This window comes from Sulfitobacter sp. 1A12779 (assembly GCF_043557315.1).
Lineage (GTDB): Bacteria > Pseudomonadota > Alphaproteobacteria > Rhodobacterales > Rhodobacteraceae > Sulfitobacter > Sulfitobacter faviae.
Window position 1 is genome coordinate 49,530 of sequence record NZ_JBIFFU010000016.1, and the last position, 18,994, is coordinate 68,523.

Annotated in this window: 16 protein-coding genes; 12 read left to right on the forward strand and 4 right to left on the reverse strand. The window is 60.6% G+C overall.

What is annotated here, in order from left to right; all coding sequences use genetic code 11:
- From eda to ACGYLQ_RS16015, 7 genes are all read left to right on the forward strand, one after another.
- Positions 1–654, forward strand: a complete 654-nt coding sequence (eda, locus tag ACGYLQ_RS15985; protein ID WP_394443808.1) for a bifunctional 4-hydroxy-2-oxoglutarate aldolase/2-dehydro-3-deoxy-phosphogluconate aldolase — start codon at positions 1–3, stop codon at positions 652–654.
- 148 nt (positions 655–802) lie between these two features.
- On the forward strand, positions 803–1,834 hold the full coding sequence (locus ACGYLQ_RS15990) for a LacI family DNA-binding transcriptional regulator (protein WP_394443810.1): 1,032 nt from the start codon (positions 803–805) through the stop codon (positions 1,832–1,834).
- Between the two features lie 115 nt (positions 1,835–1,949).
- A complete protein-coding gene (locus tag ACGYLQ_RS15995) occupies positions 1,950–3,254 on the forward strand; it encodes a sugar ABC transporter substrate-binding protein (protein WP_136720473.1) in 1,305 nt (434 codons plus the stop codon).
- Positions 3,255–3,371: 117 nt separating this feature from the next.
- On the forward strand, positions 3,372–4,238 hold the full coding sequence (locus tag ACGYLQ_RS16000) for a carbohydrate ABC transporter permease (protein WP_394443812.1): 867 nt from the start codon (positions 3,372–3,374) through the stop codon (positions 4,236–4,238).
- A gap of 12 nt (positions 4,239–4,250) precedes the next feature.
- On the forward strand, positions 4,251–5,081 hold the full coding sequence (locus ACGYLQ_RS16005) for a carbohydrate ABC transporter permease (RefSeq protein ID WP_136720471.1): 831 nt from the start codon (positions 4,251–4,253) through the stop codon (positions 5,079–5,081).
- Between the two features lie 15 nt (positions 5,082–5,096).
- Positions 5,097–6,101 (forward strand): ABC transporter ATP-binding protein, encoded by a 1,005-nt coding sequence (locus ACGYLQ_RS16010; protein WP_394443814.1) that lies wholly within the window; start codon positions 5,097–5,099, stop codon positions 6,099–6,101.
- 72 nt (positions 6,102–6,173) lie between these two features.
- Positions 6,174–7,679 (forward strand): mannitol dehydrogenase family protein, encoded by a 1,506-nt coding sequence (locus ACGYLQ_RS16015; protein WP_394443816.1) that lies wholly within the window; start codon positions 6,174–6,176, stop codon positions 7,677–7,679.
- Positions 7,680–7,682: 3 nt separating this feature from the next.
- Here ACGYLQ_RS16015 and arsJ read toward each other — a convergent pair whose 3' ends face one another.
- Genes arsJ through ACGYLQ_RS16030 form a run of 3 tightly spaced genes read right to left on the reverse strand, consistent with a single transcriptional unit; the run spans position 7,683 to position 10,779 of the window.
- On the reverse strand, positions 7,683–8,945 hold the full coding sequence (gene arsJ / locus ACGYLQ_RS16020) for an organoarsenical effux MFS transporter ArsJ (protein ID WP_394443818.1): 1,263 nt from the start codon (positions 8,943–8,945) through the stop codon (positions 7,683–7,685).
- Complete coding sequence (locus ACGYLQ_RS16025) at positions 8,942–9,940, reverse strand: ArsJ-associated glyceraldehyde-3-phosphate dehydrogenase (protein ID WP_394443820.1); 999 nt, start codon at positions 9,938–9,940, stop codon at positions 8,942–8,944. The genes arsJ and ACGYLQ_RS16025 overlap by 4 nt, the downstream gene beginning before the upstream one ends.
- Positions 9,937–10,779 (reverse strand): helix-turn-helix domain-containing protein, encoded by an 843-nt coding sequence (locus ACGYLQ_RS16030; protein ID WP_394443822.1) that lies wholly within the window; start codon positions 10,777–10,779, stop codon positions 9,937–9,939. The genes ACGYLQ_RS16025 and ACGYLQ_RS16030 overlap by 4 nt, the downstream gene beginning before the upstream one ends.
- Positions 10,780–11,400: 621 nt before the next feature.
- Between ACGYLQ_RS16030 and ACGYLQ_RS16035 the strand changes: the two genes are divergently transcribed.
- Entirely contained in the window at positions 11,401–12,120 is a 720-nt protein-coding gene (locus ACGYLQ_RS16035; RefSeq protein ID WP_394443824.1) for a LuxR family transcriptional regulator, read from the forward strand.
- 67 nt (positions 12,121–12,187) lie between these two features.
- Positions 12,188–12,895, forward strand: a complete 708-nt coding sequence (locus tag ACGYLQ_RS16040) for an SDR family oxidoreductase (protein WP_394443826.1) — start codon at positions 12,188–12,190, stop codon at positions 12,893–12,895.
- Between the two features lie 15 nt (positions 12,896–12,910).
- Here ACGYLQ_RS16040 and ACGYLQ_RS16045 read toward each other — a convergent pair whose 3' ends face one another.
- Positions 12,911–14,716: a histidine kinase N-terminal 7TM domain-containing protein gene (locus tag ACGYLQ_RS16045; RefSeq protein ID WP_394443828.1), complete on the reverse strand. Its 1,806-nt coding sequence runs from the start codon at positions 14,714–14,716 to the stop codon at positions 12,911–12,913.
- Positions 14,717–15,131: 415 nt separating this feature from the next.
- Here ACGYLQ_RS16045 and ACGYLQ_RS16050 point away from each other — a divergent pair, with 415 nt between their 5' ends.
- The 3 genes from ACGYLQ_RS16050 to ACGYLQ_RS16060 all read left to right on the forward strand — a co-directional run bounded on the left by ACGYLQ_RS16050 (position 15,132) and on the right by ACGYLQ_RS16060 (position 18,793).
- Positions 15,132–16,631, forward strand: a complete 1,500-nt coding sequence (locus ACGYLQ_RS16050) for an MHYT domain-containing protein (protein ID WP_394443830.1) — start codon at positions 15,132–15,134, stop codon at positions 16,629–16,631.
- Between the two features lie 347 nt (positions 16,632–16,978).
- Complete coding sequence (locus tag ACGYLQ_RS16055) at positions 16,979–18,427, forward strand: histidine kinase dimerization/phosphoacceptor domain -containing protein (protein WP_394443831.1); 1,449 nt, start codon at positions 16,979–16,981, stop codon at positions 18,425–18,427.
- 6 nt (positions 18,428–18,433) lie between these two features.
- Positions 18,434–18,793: a response regulator gene (locus ACGYLQ_RS16060; RefSeq protein ID WP_394443833.1), complete on the forward strand. Its 360-nt coding sequence runs from the start codon at positions 18,434–18,436 to the stop codon at positions 18,791–18,793.
- Positions 18,794–18,994 lie beyond the last annotated feature (201 nt).

Here is an 18,994-nt window from a genome sequence, read left to right on the forward strand (position 1 = left end):
ATGACCCTTACTGCAAAAGACGCCAGCGGTCGCACCCGCGAAATCTGTGCGCTTGCCCCGATCGTGCCCGTGTTGGTGATCGAAGATGTCGCCGACGCCCGCCCCTTGGCCGAGGCACTGGTTGCGGGCGGGCTGCCTGCTTTGGAAGTGACCCTGCGCACCCCTGCCGCCCTCGACGCGATTGCCGCCATGGCCGAAGTCGCGGGCGGCCACGTGGGGGCGGGGACGCTGGTCACCCCCGAAGATGTGCGTGCAGCGAAACGGGCGGGGGCGACCTTTGGCGTCTCCCCCGGTGCCACCGACGCGTTGATCGCGGCCTGCGAAGAGGAAGATCTGCCCCTCTTGCCCGGCGCCGCCACGGCGAGCGAGGCGATGCAGTTGTTCGCGCGCGGCTATGACATGCTGAAGTTCTTTCCCGCCGAAGCCTCGGGCGGGGCGCCTGCGCTCAAGGCCATCGGCGCGCCTCTGCCGCAGATCACCTTCTGCCCGACGGGCGGGGTCAGCCCCGACAATGCGGAAAGCTACCTGAGCCTGCCAAATGTGCTTTGCGCGGGCGGCAGCTGGGTCGCGCCGAAGAAGCTGATCGATGCCGGGGACTGGGCGGGGATCGAAGCGCTGGCCCGCGCCGCAGCGCAATTGGGCAAGGCCGGTTAACCCCGGAAGAGGGCCGGGCGCGGGCTTTCCGTTGCACCCCAGAGGGCCGCGGAAAGCCTGACGCCACCAACCCCTTGCTGGCTGGACGAACTTATCTCTATATTGACTTTAGTTTACGCGCGCAGCGTTTCGTCAAGGGAGGGTTAAGATGGGCCAGCAGAAGATCCGCAATATGGAGGAGTTTGCCGCCGTGAGCGGCATTTCGCGGCCCACTCTGTCGAAATACTTTAACGATGCCGACAGCGTGCGGCGCTCGACCCGCGAGCGGATCGAAGCGGCGCTGAGCCAGTATGACTATCGCCCGAACGTCTATGCGGTGAACCAGAACCGCCGCAAAACCCGCAACATCGGCGTGGTCGTGCCCAACCTCGCCGACCCGTTCTTTTCCGAGATTGGCCGCGAGGTGGAACTGGCCTGTCTGGCCGAGGGCTATAGCCCGATCTTGCTCAGTTCGCACGGCAACCCGGCGCAGGAGCGCGCCAATCTCGACTCGCTTCGGGCGCTGAAACCGGCGGGCGTGCTGCTGGCGCCCTTCGGCAAAGCCTCGGACCGTGACGAGATCGAGCGCTTTTGCAAGGACGTGCCAGTGGTGGCCTTTGACGCCAATGTCGAAGGGGTTTGCGAGGCTTTCGTCGGCACGGACAACTTCCAGAGCGTTGAATTGATCGTCGAATACCTCTGCCGCAGCGGTGAGCCGCCCTGTTTTTTCGAGATGAAGACCCCCAGCAACCCCAACGCCAACAAGCGCCGCCAAGCCTATTTGGAAGCGATGGAGCGGCACGGCTTTGCGCCGCATATCCATCAGGTGCCGGGGGAGGGCTGGAATTTTGAAGAGATCGGCGCGACCGAGGGCGGCAAGCTGATCTCGGCGGGGGCGTTCGAGACGGATACGGTGCTCTGCTCGAACGACCGTCTGGCCATCGGGATGCTCTCGGCGGCCTATGGGATGGGGCTGCGCGTGGGGCATGGCAAGGATTGCGCCATGCGGATCGCGGGGCAGGATGACCACCCGTTCTCGCGCTATACTTGCCCGCCGCTGACCACCATCGCGCAGGATTACGGGGCCATCGCGAATCGTGCCGCCAGTACCCTGTTTCGCATCATCGAAAGCGAAACCCGGCTGACCGAGCGCGAAGAAACGCTATTTGACGGCAAGCTGGTGATGCGCGCCTCTGCCTAAGCCATTGAGTTCGCAAGTTGCTCAGAAAATAGTTGTCGCGCGTAAAATTTAATTTGACTGCGCGTTGCGTGGGTCGTTAGTCTCGGTTCATCATCTATAGAGGGAGGAACTATCGATGTTCTGCGATAAATCACTTTACGCCGCGACGGCCTTGGGCCTGATCATGGCGGGCGGCGCGGTTGCCGAGACGATCACCATCGCCACCGTAAACAACGGCGACATGATCCGCATGCAAGGCTACACCGACAAGTTCACCGAAGAGACCGGCCACGAAGTGGAGTGGGTCACCTTGGAAGAGAACGTGCTGCGCCAGCGCGTCACCACCGACATCTCGACCAAAGGTGGCTCTTTCGACATCATGACCATCGGCATGTATGAGACGCCGATCTGGGGCGCGAACGGCTGGCTGGTGCCGCTGGACGACCTCAGCGAAGAATACGACGCAGACGATATCCTGCCCGCCATGGCCGGTGGTCTGAGCCATGACGGCACGCTTTATGCGGCACCGTTCTACGGCGAAAGCTCCATGATCATGTACCGCACCGACCTGATGGAAAAAGCCGGCATGGAAATGCCGAAAGACCCGACATGGGAATTCATCCGCGAAGCCGCCGCCGCCATGACCGATCGTGAGAACGACATCAACGGCATCTGCCTGCGCGGCAAGGCCGGTTGGGGCGAGGGCGGTGCGCTGATCACGGCGATGTCCAACTCCTTTGGCGCGCGTTGGTTCGATGAAGACTGGAACGCCCAGTTCGATACCGAGGCATGGGCCAATACGATCAACTTCTACAAAGACCTGATGGATGAAAGCGGCCCGGCGGGCTATGCCTCCAACGGTTTCAACGAGAACCTCTCGCTGTTCCAACAGGGCAAATGCGGCATGTGGATCGACGCCACCGTGGCGGCCTCCTTCGTGACCAACCCTGAGGATTCCACCGTGGCCGACAAGGTTGGCTTTGCGCTGGCACCGGACACGGGTCTTGGCAAACGCTCCAACTGGCTCTGGGCATGGGCGCTGGCAATCCCGGCAGGCACTCAGAAAGAAGATGCCGCGAAAGAGTTCATCGAATGGGCCACCTCTAAAGACTATATCGAGATGGTCGCCGAGAACGAAGGCTGGGCGAACGTCCCTCCCGGTGCGCGCAAATCGCTTTACGAGAACCCCGAGTACCAGAAAGTGCCCTTCGCGCAGATGACGCTCGACTCGATCCTCTCGGCCGATCCTGAGAACTCCACCGTCGATCCGACTCCTTACGTCGGTGTTCAGTTCGCCGCGATCCCCGAGTTTGCAGGCATCGCGACCGACGTGAGCCAAGAGTTCTCTGCCGCCTATGCCGGTCAGCAGACTGTCGAAGAGGCGCTTGAGAAGGCCCAAGACCTGACCAACGACGCAATGGAAGCCGCTGGCTACCGTTAAGCCGCCGCTTCACAGCCTAAAGGGCGGCGGCCTGCGCCGCCCTTTTCCGCCCCACCACCCGATATGATACCCTTCACCTAAACGCGGCCTTCGCCGCCGGCAGAGGAGATGTGCCCGATGGCTACCCAACATTCCCGATCAGCGGCACGCCTGATGATGGCCCCGGCGGTGGTCTTGCTGCTTGGATGGATGCTCATCCCGCTGACCATGACGCTCTACTTCTCTTTCAAGAAATACCTGCCGATGCGCGGCGGTGATCTGGGTTGGGTCGGCTTCGACAACTACCTGCGCTTCGTCACCTCCAGTTCCTTCTGGCCCTCGGTGATGACCACGCTGATCATCGTCGGCGGTGTGCTGGCGATCACGGTCTGCCTCGGCATCCTGCTTGCCCTTCTGTTGAACCAGCCGATGTGGGGGCAGGGCTTTGTCCGCATCCTTGTCATCGCGCCCTTCTTCGTCATGCCCACTGTGTCGGCGCTGGTGTGGAAGAACATGTTCATGGACCCGAACTATGGCCTGTTCGCGCATCTGTGGGAGTTTTTTGGCGCCACCCCGGTGCAATGGATGAGCCAAGCCTCGCTCTCGTCGATCATCATTATCGTATCCTGGCAATGGCTGCCCTTCGCGACGCTGATCCTGCTCACCGCGATCCAGTCGCTCGACCGCGAGCAGCTTGACGCCGCCGAGATGGACGGCGCGCCGGTGACCAAACGTTTCGCCTATATCACCCTGCCGCATCTGGGCCGCGCGATCACCGTGGTGATCCTGATCCAGACGATCTTTCTCTTGTCGATCTTCGCGGAAATTTTCGTGACCACGGGCGGGGCCTTTGGCACCAAAACACTGACCTATCTCATCTTCCAGCGCGTGCTGGAAAGCCAGAACATCGGCCTCGGATCGGCGGGCGGTGTCTATGCAATCATTCTCGCCAATATCGTCGCCATCTTCCTGATGCGCATCGTCGGCAAGAACCTGGACGCCTGAGGAGGAGACATCATGGCACGCGCAGTCACCAGACAACGCAAGATCGTCAACACGGCCCTCGCTTGGGGCATTGGTTTCCTGATCTTCTTCCCCATCCTTTGGACCATCCTCACCAGCTTCAAGACCGAAGCACAGGCCATCGCCGACCCGCCAATCTTCCTCGGCTTCGACTGGACGCTGGCGAATTACGAGGCGGTTCTGGAACGGTCGAACTACGGGCGCTTCCTGTGGAACTCCATCGTCATTGCGGGCGGCTCGACCATCCTTGGCATCATGATCGCGGTGCCTGCCGCATGGTCGATGGCCTTCGTCCCCGGCAAGCGGACCAAGGATATCCTGCTCTGGATGCTCTCGACCAAGATGCTGCCCGCGGTGGGCGTGCTCTACCCGATCTATCTGCTCTGCATCCAGTTTGGCGTGCTCGACAGCAAGATCGCACTGGTCATCATCCTAATGCTCATCAACCTGCCGATCATCGTCTGGATGCTCTACACCTACTTCCGCGAAATCCCCGGTGAGATCTTGGAGGCGGCCCGGATGGATGGGGCAAGCCTGCGCGAAGAGGTGCTTTACGTCCTCACCCCCATGGCGGTGCCGGGCATTGCCTCCACCCTGCTGTTGAACTTCATCCTCGCATGGAACGAAGCCTTCTGGACGCTCAACCTCACCGCGGCCAAGGCCGCGCCGCTCACCGCCTTCATCGCGAGCTATTCCAGCCCCGAGGGCCTCTTCTACGCCAAGCTCAGCGCGGCCTCCACCATGGCCATCGCGCCAATCCTCATCCTCGGCTGGTTCAGCCAGAAACAACTCGTCAGCGGCCTGACTTTCGGCGCGGTCAAGTAAGCAAGGGACAGTCACATGGGACAAATCAAACTCAATCAGGTTTCCAAAAGCTTCGGCGATGTGGAAGTCATTCCGCCCCTTGATCTGACCATCGAAGATGGCGAGTTCACGGTCTTTGTCGGCCCCTCGGGCTGCGGTAAATCGACCCTGCTGCGGCTGATCGCCGGGCTGGAGGACATCACCTCGGGCCATATCGAGATCGACGGCACCGATGCGACTAACGTGCCGCCCGCGAAACGGGGTCTGGCGATGGTGTTCCAATCCTACGCGCTTTATCCGCATATGTCGGTGCGCAAGAACATCGCCTTTCCGATGAAAATGGCGGGCGTTCCGGCGGAGGAACAGCAGCGCCGGATCGAAGCGGCTGCCAAGGCGCTGAACCTCACCGACTATCTTGACCGCCGTCCGGGCCAATTGTCTGGCGGTCAGCGCCAGCGGGTCGCCATTGGCCGTGCTATCGTGCGGGAGCCTTCCGCTTTCCTTTTCGACGAGCCGCTGTCGAACCTCGACGCCGCGCTGCGGGTGGGCATGCGGCTTGAGATCAGCGAGCTGCACAAGCGGTTGGCCACGACGATGATCTACGTCACCCACGATCAGGTCGAAGCGATGACCATGGCCGACAAGATCGTCGTGCTGCGGGCGGGCCATATCGAACAGGTCGGTTCCCCGCTGGAGCTTTACTACAAGCCGCGCAACGAATTCGTCGCGGGCTTCATCGGCTCGCCCAAGATGAACCTGATCAAGGGCGCCGAAGCCGAAGCGCGTGGCGCGCCGACCATCGGCATCCGGCCCGAGCATTTCGACGTCTCCACCACCGAAGGCGCATGGGAGGGCACCATCGGCGTGGCCGAGCATCTGGGCTCCGACACCTTCTTGCACGTCCATGGCGTAGCGGGCTGCGACCCGATGACCGTGCGCGTGGATGGGGAATTGTCGGTCCGACATGGGGACCGGATTTTCCTGACCCCACAGGCGGACAAGCTGCACCGGTTCGACGCGCAGGGCCTTCGGGTCGAGTAATGCAAGCGGCAGAAATGACAGGCCGACCCCCGCACCCTTTCCCCGGTGCGCGGCCCTTTAAGGATGTGGATCATGGATAAACTGGTAGACCTCTCGAACGCGACGCTGGGTGATCTCGACATCGCCCACCCCAGCTATGACCGCAGCGCCCTGACTGCCGGTATCGTGCATATCGGCGTGGGCAATTTCCACCGCGCGCATCAGGCGTGGTATCTGCACCGTTTGATGCAGAACGGCCAAGCGCATGACTGGGCGATCCTCGGCGCGGGCGTGCGCCCCTATGATGCGGCCATGCGTGAGAAGCTCTTGGCGCAGGATTGTTTGACGACGTTGATCGAACTCGACCCCGCGCAGACCTCGGCCGAGGTTGTGGGTTCGATGATCGACTACCTGCCGATCGAAGAGGGCAACGGCGCCCTGATCCGCGCCATGACCGATCCGGCCATTCGCATCGTCGGGCTGACGGTCACGGAAAGCGGCTATTACATCGACCCCGTAAGCAAGGGTTTTGACGCGGCTCACGCGGATATCGTCCATGACGCGGCCCATCCCGAAACCCCGCGCACCGCCTTTGGGGCCATCGTCGCGGCCCTGCGGCTGCGCCGGGATGCGGGGCAGGGGCCGTTCACGGGGCTGAGCTGTGACAACCTGCAAGGCAACGGCGATATCCTGCGCCAAGCGGTCGTGTCGCTGGCGCGCATGTCCGACCCGGCACTGGCCTATTGGATCGAGGCAAACGCCAGTTTCCCCAACTCCATGGTCGATTGCATCGCCCCGGCCACCGGCCCCGCCGAGATCGCGCAGGCGCGGGAATTCGGTGTGAACGACGCCGCCCCGGTCACCCATGAAGCCTTCCGCCAATGGGTGATCGAAGACGACTTCTGCGCAGGCCGCCCGGATTGGGATCAGGTAGGGGCGACCTTCTCGGACGAGGTGCACGCCTATGAGAAGATGAAGATCCGCATCCTCAATGCGGGCCATCAGGTCTTGGCCAATGTCGGTGAGGTGCTGGGGATTGAGACGATTTCCGGCACTATGGCGCATCCGGCGATCCGCGCGATGTTCCACCGCGTGCAGGCCAAAGAGATCACCCAGACGGTCGCCCCGGTGCCGGGCATGACGCCACTGGCCTATCTCGAACTGATCGAACAGCGCTTCTCGAACCCGCGCATCGTCGACACCACCCGCCGCGTCGCCTTTGATGGTTCGGCCCGGCACACGGGCTTTGTCCTGCCGATCCTGCGGGATCAACTGGCGGCGGGGCGTTCGGTCAGCGGTCTGGCCTTGGTCGAAGCGCTCTGGGCGCGGATGTGTGCGGGCGCGCGCGAAGATGGCACGGAGATTGCGGCGAATGATCCCATTTGGGACGCGCTGAAAGCCGTGGCGCAGGCCGCGCGGGAGCGGCCCGAAGCGTGGCTTGAGCAAGAGCGCCTCTACGGTGATCTGGCGCAGGCTGAGGCGTTCCGCGATGCCTTTGTCGCTTGGCTTTCGCTCATCTGGGACGCAGGCGCAGTCGCGGCGATGAACGCCTATACGCAGGCCGATGAAAGCAACGGTCGCGCCAGCAAGGTGGGCTGAGGGCTAACTCTGGTCGGGTTTCAAGAACCCGACCAGAAGCGCCGACAGGGCCACCATGATCGCCGCCGCGCCCAGCATCAAGGGCAGGCCGCCAATCTGATAGCTCAGCCCCGACATCAGCGTGCCCAAGAGCCGCCCGGCGGCATTGGCCATGTAGTAAAACCCCACATCCATCGTCACCCGCTCAGCCTTGGTGAAAGAGAGGATGAGGTAGGAATGCAGCGATGAGTTCACCGCAAAGACCGCGCCAAAGGCCAAGAGGCCGATCACAAGCGTCACGGTAAGCCAGCCCTGCGGCCCGTCGCTGAACAGCGCCGCCAGCGTCAGCGCCGCGGGCACGGCGGCAAGCGACCACGCCCAGCCCTTCGCGGCTGAGATCAGGTCGCCTGCCGGGCGGGATTTTGCGCGGAGCAGGCGTGGGGCGTAGATTTGCACCAACCCGTAGAGGATCACCCAGACCGCCATAAAGGTGCCGATCATGAAAAAGGCCGCGCGGTTGCTTTCCTCCGTGCCATCCGAAAGGACCGCGTAAAAATAGATCGGGATGCCCACCACAAACCACACGTCCCGCGCGCCGAAAAGAAACACCCGCGCCGCGCTGAGCCAGTTCACATTGGCGGATTTGGAGAAGACTTCCGAGAACTTCGCCCCCTTGCGGCCCTTGGGCAGGCCGCGCGGCATGGCGGTCAGCACGGCGAGCAAGATCAGCGCAAGGATCGCGGCCATGCCGAGCACCGCCCAGACAAAGCCAAGCGTCGCCAGCAGGGCTGCGCCAAGCAAAAAGCCCAAGCCTTTGACCATGTTCTTGGAACCGGTCAGCAGCGCCACCCAGCGAAACAGCCCGCCATCCTCAGCCGGGGCGAGCAGTTTGACGGCGGATTTCGATGACATTTTGACCAAATCCTTGGCCACGCCGCTGGCCCCCTGCACCAGCATCACGAACACGACCGAGGCCCCAACCGCCCATGTGGGGTCAAGCTGCGCCAGCGCCAGCAGCGCCACGATCTGCAACCCCAGCCCCGCATAGAGCGTCGAGGCCAGCCCGAAGCGCGCCGCGATCCAGCCCGCGCAGAGGTTGGTGACAACGCCCGCGATCTCATACAGCACAAAGAGATAGGCCAGTTGCACCGGCGAAAAGCCAAGCCGGTGAAAATGCAGCAGTACCAACATGCGCAACGCGCCATCGGTCAGCATGAAGGCCCAATAGGCCGCCGTGACCGCGATATAGGCCGAAAGCCCCTCAGGGCGGGTCGCGCTCTGGCTCACAGGCTTGCCCCGACCATCAGCGCCACATCGGCCAGACGGTGGGCATAGCCCATCTCATTGTCGTACCACGCGTAGATTTTTACCTGCGTCCCGTTCACCACCATGGTGGAGGGCGCATCGACGATGCTGGACCGCGTGTCATTGGTGTAATCGGTCGAGACCAGCGGGCGCTCCTCATAGCCAAGGATGTCTTTCAACTCTCCTTCGGCCGCGGCCTTGAACAGGGCGTTCACCTCTTCCACGGTCGTCTCCCGCTCCACCTCAAAGACACAGTCAGTCAGCGAGGCGTTCAGCAGCGGCACCCGCACCGCATGGCCGTTCAGCCGGCCTTTGAGCTCGGGGTAGATCAGGGTGATCGCCGTAGCGCTGCCCGTGGTCGTTGGGATCAGGGAGTTCAGGGCCGAACGGGCGCGGCGCAGGTCTTTGGCGGGGCGGTCGACGATGGTTTGTGTGTTGGTCACATCGTGGATCGTGGTGATGGAGCCGTGTTTGATCCGCAGCGCCTCATGGATGACCTTCACCACCGGAGCGAGGCAGTTGGTCGTGCAGCTTGCCGCCGTGACGATCCGGTGCCGTGCGGGATCATAGACATCATCATTGACGCCATAAACGATATTGGCCGCATCCCCGTCTTTTACCGGGGCCGAGATCACCACCTTCTTCACCCCGGCTTCGAAATAGGGGGCGAGTTTCGCCTCGGTCTTGAAGACGCCGGTGCAGTCGATCACCACATCCACCCCGTCAAGCGGCAGCGCGCCGAGGTCGCGCGTGCCGATGAAGGGCAGGCGGGTACCGTTGATCGTCACGCTGTCGGCGTCATGTGCGAAATCGGCTTGCCAGCGCCCGTGCACCGTGTCGAATTCCAGCAGATGCGCGTGCATCTCGGGGTCGCCCACCGCATCGTTGATCCATGCAATCTCAGCCCCTTGGTCCAGCAGGGGTTTCAGGGCGAGCTTGCCAATACGGCCAAGGCCGTTGATCGCGTAGGTGGTCATGCGGGAGTTCCTTCTTTGTCGGTTTGGCCAGCGTCATCCAGCGCCTTTTGCAGCGAGATACGGTCGAGCGAGGTAAGCGGCAGGCTGGTAAAGCCCAGCATCCGGTTGCGCAGGGTGCCATAGGCCTGCTGGAAGGCGAGGCTCTTTTCCGCGTCGGAGCCTTCGACCTTGACCGGGTCGGGCAGGCCCCAATGGGCGGTGATTGGCTGGCCCGGCCATGTGGGGCATTCCTCATTGGCCGCCTGATTGCAGACGGTAAAGACGAAGTCGAAGGCCGGCGCATCCGCGGCCTGAAACTCAGAGATATGCTTTGACCTGAGGTGGGCCACGTCATGGCCCTTTTGTTCGAGCACTTCGACGGCAAAAGGGTTCAGCTCAGACTGCGGGCGGGTGCCTGCGGAATAGACGTTGAACCGGTCCCCTGCGAGGTCGCGCAGGATGCTCTCGGCAAAGATCGACCGGGCGGAATTGCCGGTGCAGATGAACAGGACGTTGAACTTGTCGTCGGTCATGGGGGCGTTTCCATCTGAAGAGGTGAGGGGGAGGCAAATTTCGGGCCGACCACGGCAGCAGTCGTTCAGCAGGTAGCCGATGGTGTCGCGCGCGGCCCCGATATCGATCGCATAGCGCAGGGATGTGCCCTGCCGTTCTTGGCTCACCAGCCCCGCCTGCATCAGCGCGCCGATATAGGTCGACAGGGTGTTGGGTTTAAGGCCGAGCGCCTGCGCCAGTTCGGTCGCAGGCACCCTGTCAGGGTAGCGGCGCATGAGCAGCCGAAACAGCGCAAGCCGTTGGGGGTGGCCGAGGGTGGCAAGGCGGTTGGGGATCACTTGTTCCATAATTCATGAATTAAAGAATTAATAAGCTTTGCGCGAGTGAAGCTTTTGTAACAGCGTCAAATCGCCTGCGCCCGTATCGCCCCTATCCGCGGCGATTCATCGAAACCTATAAATATTACCAGCTTTACAGACGCGCCCCGGCGCGCGCAGTCAAGATACGCCGGAAATTTAATCAAACTATAACAAACGCTTGAAGATCGACGGCGCGAATCTTGCTATCCGAGTTTGCGGCTGTGCTGAATGGCCGTCAGACATAAGATGCGCGCTCAGGCTGACGCGACCTTTTGACAGGGCCTGCCATTTGGCTCTGTTTCGGTCCCCGCTTTCGGAAGCCGCGCCCCTGTCCGCTGTGTTGGACGATCGTGTTTTTGTAAGGGGCGCATCGGTTTTCGGGCGGGGGCCGCTTTATGCTCTGCACCGCTTCGCGGGCAGGCGGACGTGCCGACCTTTCGTCGGGCGGCCCTTTCGCTTGACCCTTGGTCATCGGGACAAAATTGCAACGTTTTGGCCCGTTTCCCCTATTCCGGGAAATCATTCGACGGCGGGCATGTTCCCTCACTGGTTGAGGTGTCCTAACTGAATGCTCAGTTTTTAATCACATGAGCTTTTGAACGCCGCCCTATGGTGACACCGCTTTCCGACCGCTACCTCCTATTGAAAGAACAGCGCCCCGACATCAAACCCGCCGAAATGTTGCAGGTCTTGGCGCAGGATATGGGGCTGAACAACCTGTCCTATCTGGGGTTTCACAAGACTGGTGCCAGTGGCAGTGATCCGGTCATTCTCTCGACCTATGATCCCGCTTGGCTGACACGCTACCAAGAGGAAAACTACCATCTGATCGACCCGGTGGTCGACAAATCTCTCGAAGGCACCCTGCCGGTGGATTGGAGCGAGCTGCCCAAGGTCGACCGGACCACGCGCAATTTCTTTGGCGAGGCGATGGAGTTCGGCGTGCGCCAGAACGGTGTGTCGATCCCCATTCGGGACCACGCGCATGGCAAGGCGGTGCTGACGCTGAACTCTGACCTGCGGATACACGAGTGGCGCAAGTACAAGCGCGGGATCATCGCCGATGCGATCTATCTGGGCTGTCTGATCCAAAGCGATATGGTGGCGGATATCGCCCCCGCCGCGCCGGGGCCACGGCTGAGCAACCGTGAAAAGGAAGTGCTGAAATGGGCCGCGGTGGGCAAAACGGCATGGGAGACGGCGCAGATCATGACGGTGGCGGCCAGCACGGTGAACCATCATCTGTATAACGCCTGTGCCAAGCTGGACGTGACCAACAAGACTCATGCGGTGGCCAAGGCGATCCGGGCGCAGATCATCACGATCTGACCGGGCGGGGCAGGGCTTGGCGGCGGCTTTGCCGCACGGTAAGCCGCCCGCAACATAGGAGAGCGATATGGAACTGCGCGACAAACGTATTTTGGTCACCGGCGGCAGCGACGGGATCGGGCGCCACATCTGTCTGAAATTGGCGGAGACGGGTGCGCGGTTGGCCATTCTGGGCCGGGATGAGACACGTCTTCAGGCCGTGGCAGAAGCCTGCGAAGCCGCCGGCGCGGCAGAGGCGGTGGGGCTGACCTGCGATCTGCAAGACCCTTCGGCGATCGACCAGACCGCCGCGCAGGTGGTGGACCGTTTTGGCGGCTTGGACATCCTGATCAACAACGCAGGGATCTGGCACAAGGCAGGCGCCCTCGACACGATCGCGCCCGAAATGCTGCAAGCGACGGTGCAGACCAATTTGACCGGCCTCATGCAGATGACACAGGCCACGCTGCCCGCGCTGCGCGACAATGACGAGGCGATCATCCTCAACGTCGTCTCAAAATCCGGTGTCGTGGCGCAGGCGGGGCAGTCGGTCTATACGGCCACGAAATACGGCGTGCGCGGCTTTACCGAGGTGCTGAAGGCGGATGAGGAAAGCACCGGCGTGCGGGTGGGCGGGCTGTATCAGTCGGGCACCAATACCGGCATGTTCGCCAAGGCCGGAGAGGACGTGCCGAACCATATTTTCACCGAACCGGATGATCTGGCCGATGTGGTGGTCTTTGTCCTGTCCCGCCCGCCGAAGCTTTGGATTCACGATATCCGTATCGAACTTTAAGCGCGGGCGCGGCGCTCAGTCGGTGCTTTGCAACGCGCTTGGGGCGGCTTGCGGGGTGGTTTCTGCCCCGGCCCCGATGCCGAATTCGACATGGAAGGTCGATCCGATGCCCACTTCGCTTTCGTAAAATAGATCCCCCGCCATCTGCCGTGCCAGTTGGCGGGAGATATGCAGGCCAAGGCCGGAGCCTTGGGTTGATTTCTGCCCGTCGTCGTCAAGCTGCCCGAAACGGCCAAAGACCTTTTCCTCCATCCCTGCGGGAATGCCGCGCCCATGATCGCGGATCGAGACCCGCACGCGCCCGTTGTTGGTGGTCAGTGTGCCCTCCACCGTGTCCCCCACATTCGAGAATTTCACCGCGTTCGAAATCAGGTTGTCGACCACCTGCCGGATGGCAAAGGCATCGCCCAAGACCACGGCGGGCTGGCCGACACTGCCGATATCCAGCCGCACGCCGCGCTCATGGGCATACATGCGGTTTTCCTCGATACTCTCGCGCAGCAGGGCGGGCAGGTCGACGGGCAGCCATTCGAGCGAGAGCGCCTGCACCTCAAGCTTTTGCACCAGCAGGATATTATCGACCAACCGCGACAGGCGCACCCCGTTGCGATGGGCAATGTCGAGCGAGGAGCGCAGCGGCCCTTTGATCTCACCCAGCTTACCGCTGAGGGCCAGAGCCAAGCCGCCTTTCAATGAAGTCAGCGGCGTGCGCAGCTCATGGCTGACGACCGAGATGAATTCATCCTTGGCGCGGTTCGCCTCATCCGCCTCTCTCAACGCCCGCTCTAGGGCCGTGGTGGTGGCGATCCGCTCGGTGACATCGACGAAAGTAACGCTCCAGCCGATGGCGGGGCCCGCGGGGGCGAGGGGGTTTTCAATGGGTTGAACGCGCGGCTCATACAGCCGTTCGCTACAGGTGATATGGGCCGAGCCGTTCTGCGCCATCTGCGCTTCGATCCCGGCGATCAGATCGTCGCCCAACGTCGGATCGGACAGAAGCCCGCTGCGCTTGGCCGCGGCGTTTGAGCGGATGACGCGGCGCCGCGCGTCCAAAAGGATCAGCGGTTCGCTCATCGTGTCAAACAGGGTCGATTGCCCGACCGAGGGCATGTCCATCGTCTTGTTCGTGACCAGCAACCACGAAAAGGCGAAGATGCCCAAGGTGAACATGAAGGCGGTTGGATCAAGGCCGACGACGGTAAAACCAAGCAGCGCATAGGCCGCGTTCGCGCCCAAGGGAATCAGCGTGATCACCACCAGCATCGTCAGCAGCGGCCAAGCGGCCCGTTTTGCGCGAAAGAACGCCCGGCCCAGCCAGATGAGCGTCGCCATCACGAAGCAATAGAGTCCGGCAAGAACGAGGAAATACCCCGGCCCATGTTCAAAGGTGATCTGATCGTCGCCCGGCTGAAGTGCGGTCTCGGCGGTATAGATCAGGTGGTGCCAATCGTTCGTCACCGCAAGGCCGAAGGCCGCAAGCGGCACGGCGATCAGGGCCAGAAGGCTTACCCATCCGCGCGACCGGCTGGAGGGGCCGACATATTCGAAGATAAAGAAAGACCACGCCACCGGCACCAGCCCATGCCCCAGCCACGCAAGCTGCGCCTGTTGCATCTGGCAGCCGTAGGCGGGCGTTGCAGCTTCGGCCCCGACCATCATCAGGGTCCAGATCATCCCCAAAAAGGTGAGCGCATAGTAAATTTTGCCATGGAACTCTTGGAACTTGAGCGTCCAAAAGGCGACAGCTGCGGCGATCGTGCTGACGGCGAGCACGGTCCAATAGACCGGGTCGAGCATCAGCCCTTGGAAACACGTTAGCATGGCGAAAATACCTATGAACCAAAATGAATGTGCGCAGACCAGCATTAGAATACGGCGCAAGTTTGGCGCTGTAGTGGCGTATTATGGCCGGTAAATGCAACCCTTGGATGTGAATCGCCCTTTTTAGTACCGCCGTCTCCGCGGTTTGCATGCTGTGATTCCCCGCCCGGGCCGGGGCGAAAGAGCGCTTATAGCGGGGATCGCGGCGCCCTGCGGCGACAAGGGAGGCGGCGGTCTATCGGCTGGCGTGCCGCCTGCGCCCTTTGGGCCGGGCTGGAGTCTCATCAGATGAAATTACCGCCAAAAAGAACGCCCTCGAACACTGTTTCGACGCAATCCTTGCGCAACACTGGCCTCATTATCTTGAGGTTTAAATATGCTGACTGTGGCTCATTCTATGCACTCGGACCACGACATGACGCTGGTCTTGCTTGCCGCGCTTTTGTGCGTATTCGGCAGCTGGGTGATCGCAAACCTTTACCGGCACGCGCTTAAACAAACGCCGCGACAGGCGCTGTTGTGGTATTTTCTGACCGCCGTGACCTCGGGCATCGCCATCTGGTGCACGCATTTCATCGCCATGCTGGCCTATCAGCCCGACGCGCCGGTCAGCTTTGATTTCGGGCTGACCTTCGCCTCGCTGTTGATCGCGATTATCGGGTCTACGGTAGGCATTCTGATCGCGGGGATGTTTCGCAGGCGGGTCACCACCGTGATTGGCGGGGTGATCTTGGGTCTGTCGATCTCTGCCATGCATTACACCGGGATGGTCGCCTATCGGATCGAGGGGGTCATCTTTTGGGACAAGACCTATCTCGTCGCCTCGGTTCTGCTGGCCATGGTGTTGTCGACCGTGGCTTTGTTCTTTGGTGCGCAAAATGGGAAATACGCCACGGGCAAGATGACGGGCAGCTTTGCGCTGGCGATCATCGGGCTGCATTTCACCGGCATGGCCGCCTTTCATGTGACGCCGACCTGTTTGACCGGTCATAGCAACCCGGATGAATTCAGATTGCTGGCGATGGTCATCGCGGGGACGGCTGCGATGATCGTGATGGGCGGGCTTTTCACCTATTTCATCGAAAACCGCACTCGGATGGAGAACATCGTCGAGCTGCGCCAAGCGCGGGATGAGGCCCGCGATGCCAGCCGCGCCAAGTCGGAGTTCATGAGTGTTCTGAGCCATGAGCTGCGCACGCCGCTGACCATCATCAACGGCTACGCCAGCTTCCTGACCAACCTCAAAGGCCATACCATGGCCAAGCTGAAGCCGAACGAGCCGATCTCAAAGGTGCATTTCGATGAGTTGGGCGACCAGACAGAGCGTTACGGCGGGCGTATCAAATCGGCGGGCGACCATCTGTTGACCATTATCAACGAACTTCTCGACTATACGAGCATTGAATTGAATTCTGTGAAGCTCAACAGAAGCTCTTTTGCGGCGGGCGATTTGCTGGCCGAATTGGCAGAGCAATTTCAGGGGCTGGCCAAGGAAAAACAGGCGGTGCTGGAAATCGAATATGATGAATTCGACGTTTTCGCCGACCGCGGGCGCTGCAAACAGATCCTGATCAATCTCTTGGGCAACGCGCTGAAGTTCTCCTCGGCCTCCAGCATTCGCATGCGCGCCAAGCAGGTCGGCGATACATGCCGACTTGAGGTCGAAGACAACGGTTGCGGGATGCCGGCAGAGGATTTGCAACGGATTTTCCAAGCCTTCATTCAAGCGGAAACAGCCAGCAAAAGCGCCGATGGCGGCACCGGGCTTGGCCTTGCGATCAGCAAAAAACTCGCCGCCGCGCATGAGGGGGACATCCGGGTAGAGAGCACCGTTGGCATCGGGACGAAGTTCACCGTCGATCTGCCCCTCTGCGCCTCGGAAATCGCGGCAGAGGAAGCGCTTGTGGCCGCGTGATCGGCCCCTTCCCAATTCGGGGCGGGGCCTCTCCCTCTGAATACGCCCGTCGATTGAGCGAATTTGCGCGGTCTTAATTCAATTGATGCGCTTTAGAGCACTGCGACTTGAATTGAGATGCGAAAGCGACAATGGTCGGAAGAGGCGCCATTTATTCACCGGGGATGTCAAAAAAAACGCCATTCATTCCCGAATACATAGCTTATACAATTTTGCGCTGCCTACCGCCCTTCCTGTCTGGGCGCTTTGGCGCCGCTTAACTTAAATTAGTATCTCTTTGCTTTTATGTTCTAAATTATAGGACTACGGTAAATGCTAAAGATGATAAGTATTGGGAGGGGGGACCTATGGGCGCGAGCAAATCGGCAAACGGGGGCGTGCCGAGATCTGCAATTTTTGCGGCGTCCCCCCATGGTTATCTTATTTTAGACACTGATTTGATCATCGTTGATGTGAATGACCGGTACCTATTCATCACCGGGTCAAAAGCGGAGGACCTCGTAGGGAAACATCTGTTCGACGCTTTCCCGGATGACCCTTCCGACGCGACGGCAGATGGCACCAATAATCTGGGCAAATCGCTTGAGATCGTCGCCGCCACGGGCAAACAGCACCGCATGGCCGTGCAAAAGTACAATATCCCCATTCGCGACAGCGCCGACGGGGCCTTTGAAGAGAAATATTGGCAACCGTTGAACACGCCCGTGTTCGAAGATGGCAAGCTGGTCGCGCTGATCCACCATGTCGAGGATGTCACTTCGGAATTCATCGGTCGCCGTGATCAGGCGATACGGCTCAATCTGGCCAAGCAGGTGTCGGGGATCGGCTATGGTGAGTTGGACCTTGAGACGGGGACCGCGAACATCTCGCAGGAATTGGCCAGTCTTTTCGGCTATGCCGATACCGAGGGGACAATTCCCATGGCCAAGCTGTTCCGGCGTATCCATCCCGATGATCTGGCGCATGTGAACCAAAGCTTGGGCGAAACGATGGCCAATGATGCCACCGTAAACGCCGATTATCGGATCGTCTTGCCCAATGGGGAAACCCGGTGGCTGAACACGCGTGGTGAAGTTCTTTTCGAACATGACAAGCCCGCGCGGTTCATCGGTGCCACGCTTGATCTGACCCATTCCAAGAAGCGCGAAGAGGTCTTGCAGAAGACCCTGACCGAGCGCGACAAGCTTCTTGAGCAGAAGGAAACGCTGCTTGGCGATGTGAACCACCGGATCAAGAACAGCCTGCATCTGGTGTCGAGCATTCTGCGTCTCGAAGCCGCGTCGGTAGACGATGCGTCTGTGAAACACAGCCTGCAACAGGCCTCGCTCCGGGTGCATGCGGTAAGCTCCGTCCATGAACTTATCTATAAATCGCATAACGTTACCCATGTGGATGCCGGTGAATACATCCCGCAGCTTGTCGACTTCCTTTCAGCCAGTACCGAGACAGATAGCAAGCAGATCGATACTGTCGTCGATGCGCAGTCGGTCACCGTGCCGACCGATTTGGCCATCAACCTTGCGCTGCTGATCAATGAGCTTGTGACCAACGCGCATAAACATGCCTTCGTCGCGCGGGAACAGGGCAGGGTTGATGTTCGTTTGCATCAAGAGGGAGACCTTTTGACGTTAACGGTGTCGGACGATGGGATCGGCAACGCGGAGCGTGTAGGTAGGGTCGGTCTCGGTTCGAAGATCGTGGCGGGCATTGTCGGCCAGCTTGGGGCGACGATGGATAAGAGGGCGACAGAGCATGGTTATTGCGTTGAAATTGAGGTTCCCATGCCCGCCGGGTGATGCCCGGTGAATATTCTGATTGTCGAAGACGAATTCTTGATTGCCTTGGACCTTCAGATGCAGCTCGAACAGCTTCAGCATTCCGTCCTTGGCCCGGTCAAGGATTTCGCGACCTGCCGGGAGGTGGTGGCGCAGACCCGGCCCGATCTGGCCTTCATGGACCTGCGGCTCGCCAATGGCGATTCCGGTGAAGCGGTGGCGCAGTGGCTGCTGGCGGAACACAATATCCGCTGCGTCTTCATGAGCGGCAATCTGGACGATCTCACCCAGCAGCGGCTAAGCGCGCTTGAGCCTGTCGCCATGCTTGGCAAACCGACCTTCCCGCATCTCATCGCCGCGGCGATCGAGGATTTTTCGCACGTCTAGTGTCGTTCGACATTCAAAGACCGACTTGCAATGAAATTATTTCTTTATATTTCAGTAGTTTAGTATTTATCTCGACATTCTGAAAGCTAACTCCCCGACATCCACAAACCAACTTTCGACATCTTAAAGCGTCCGACGCAAAACCTGAATCGGAATAGATTCCCTTGAGGGCTGATCTGTGATTCATCCTGTTTGGGAGGA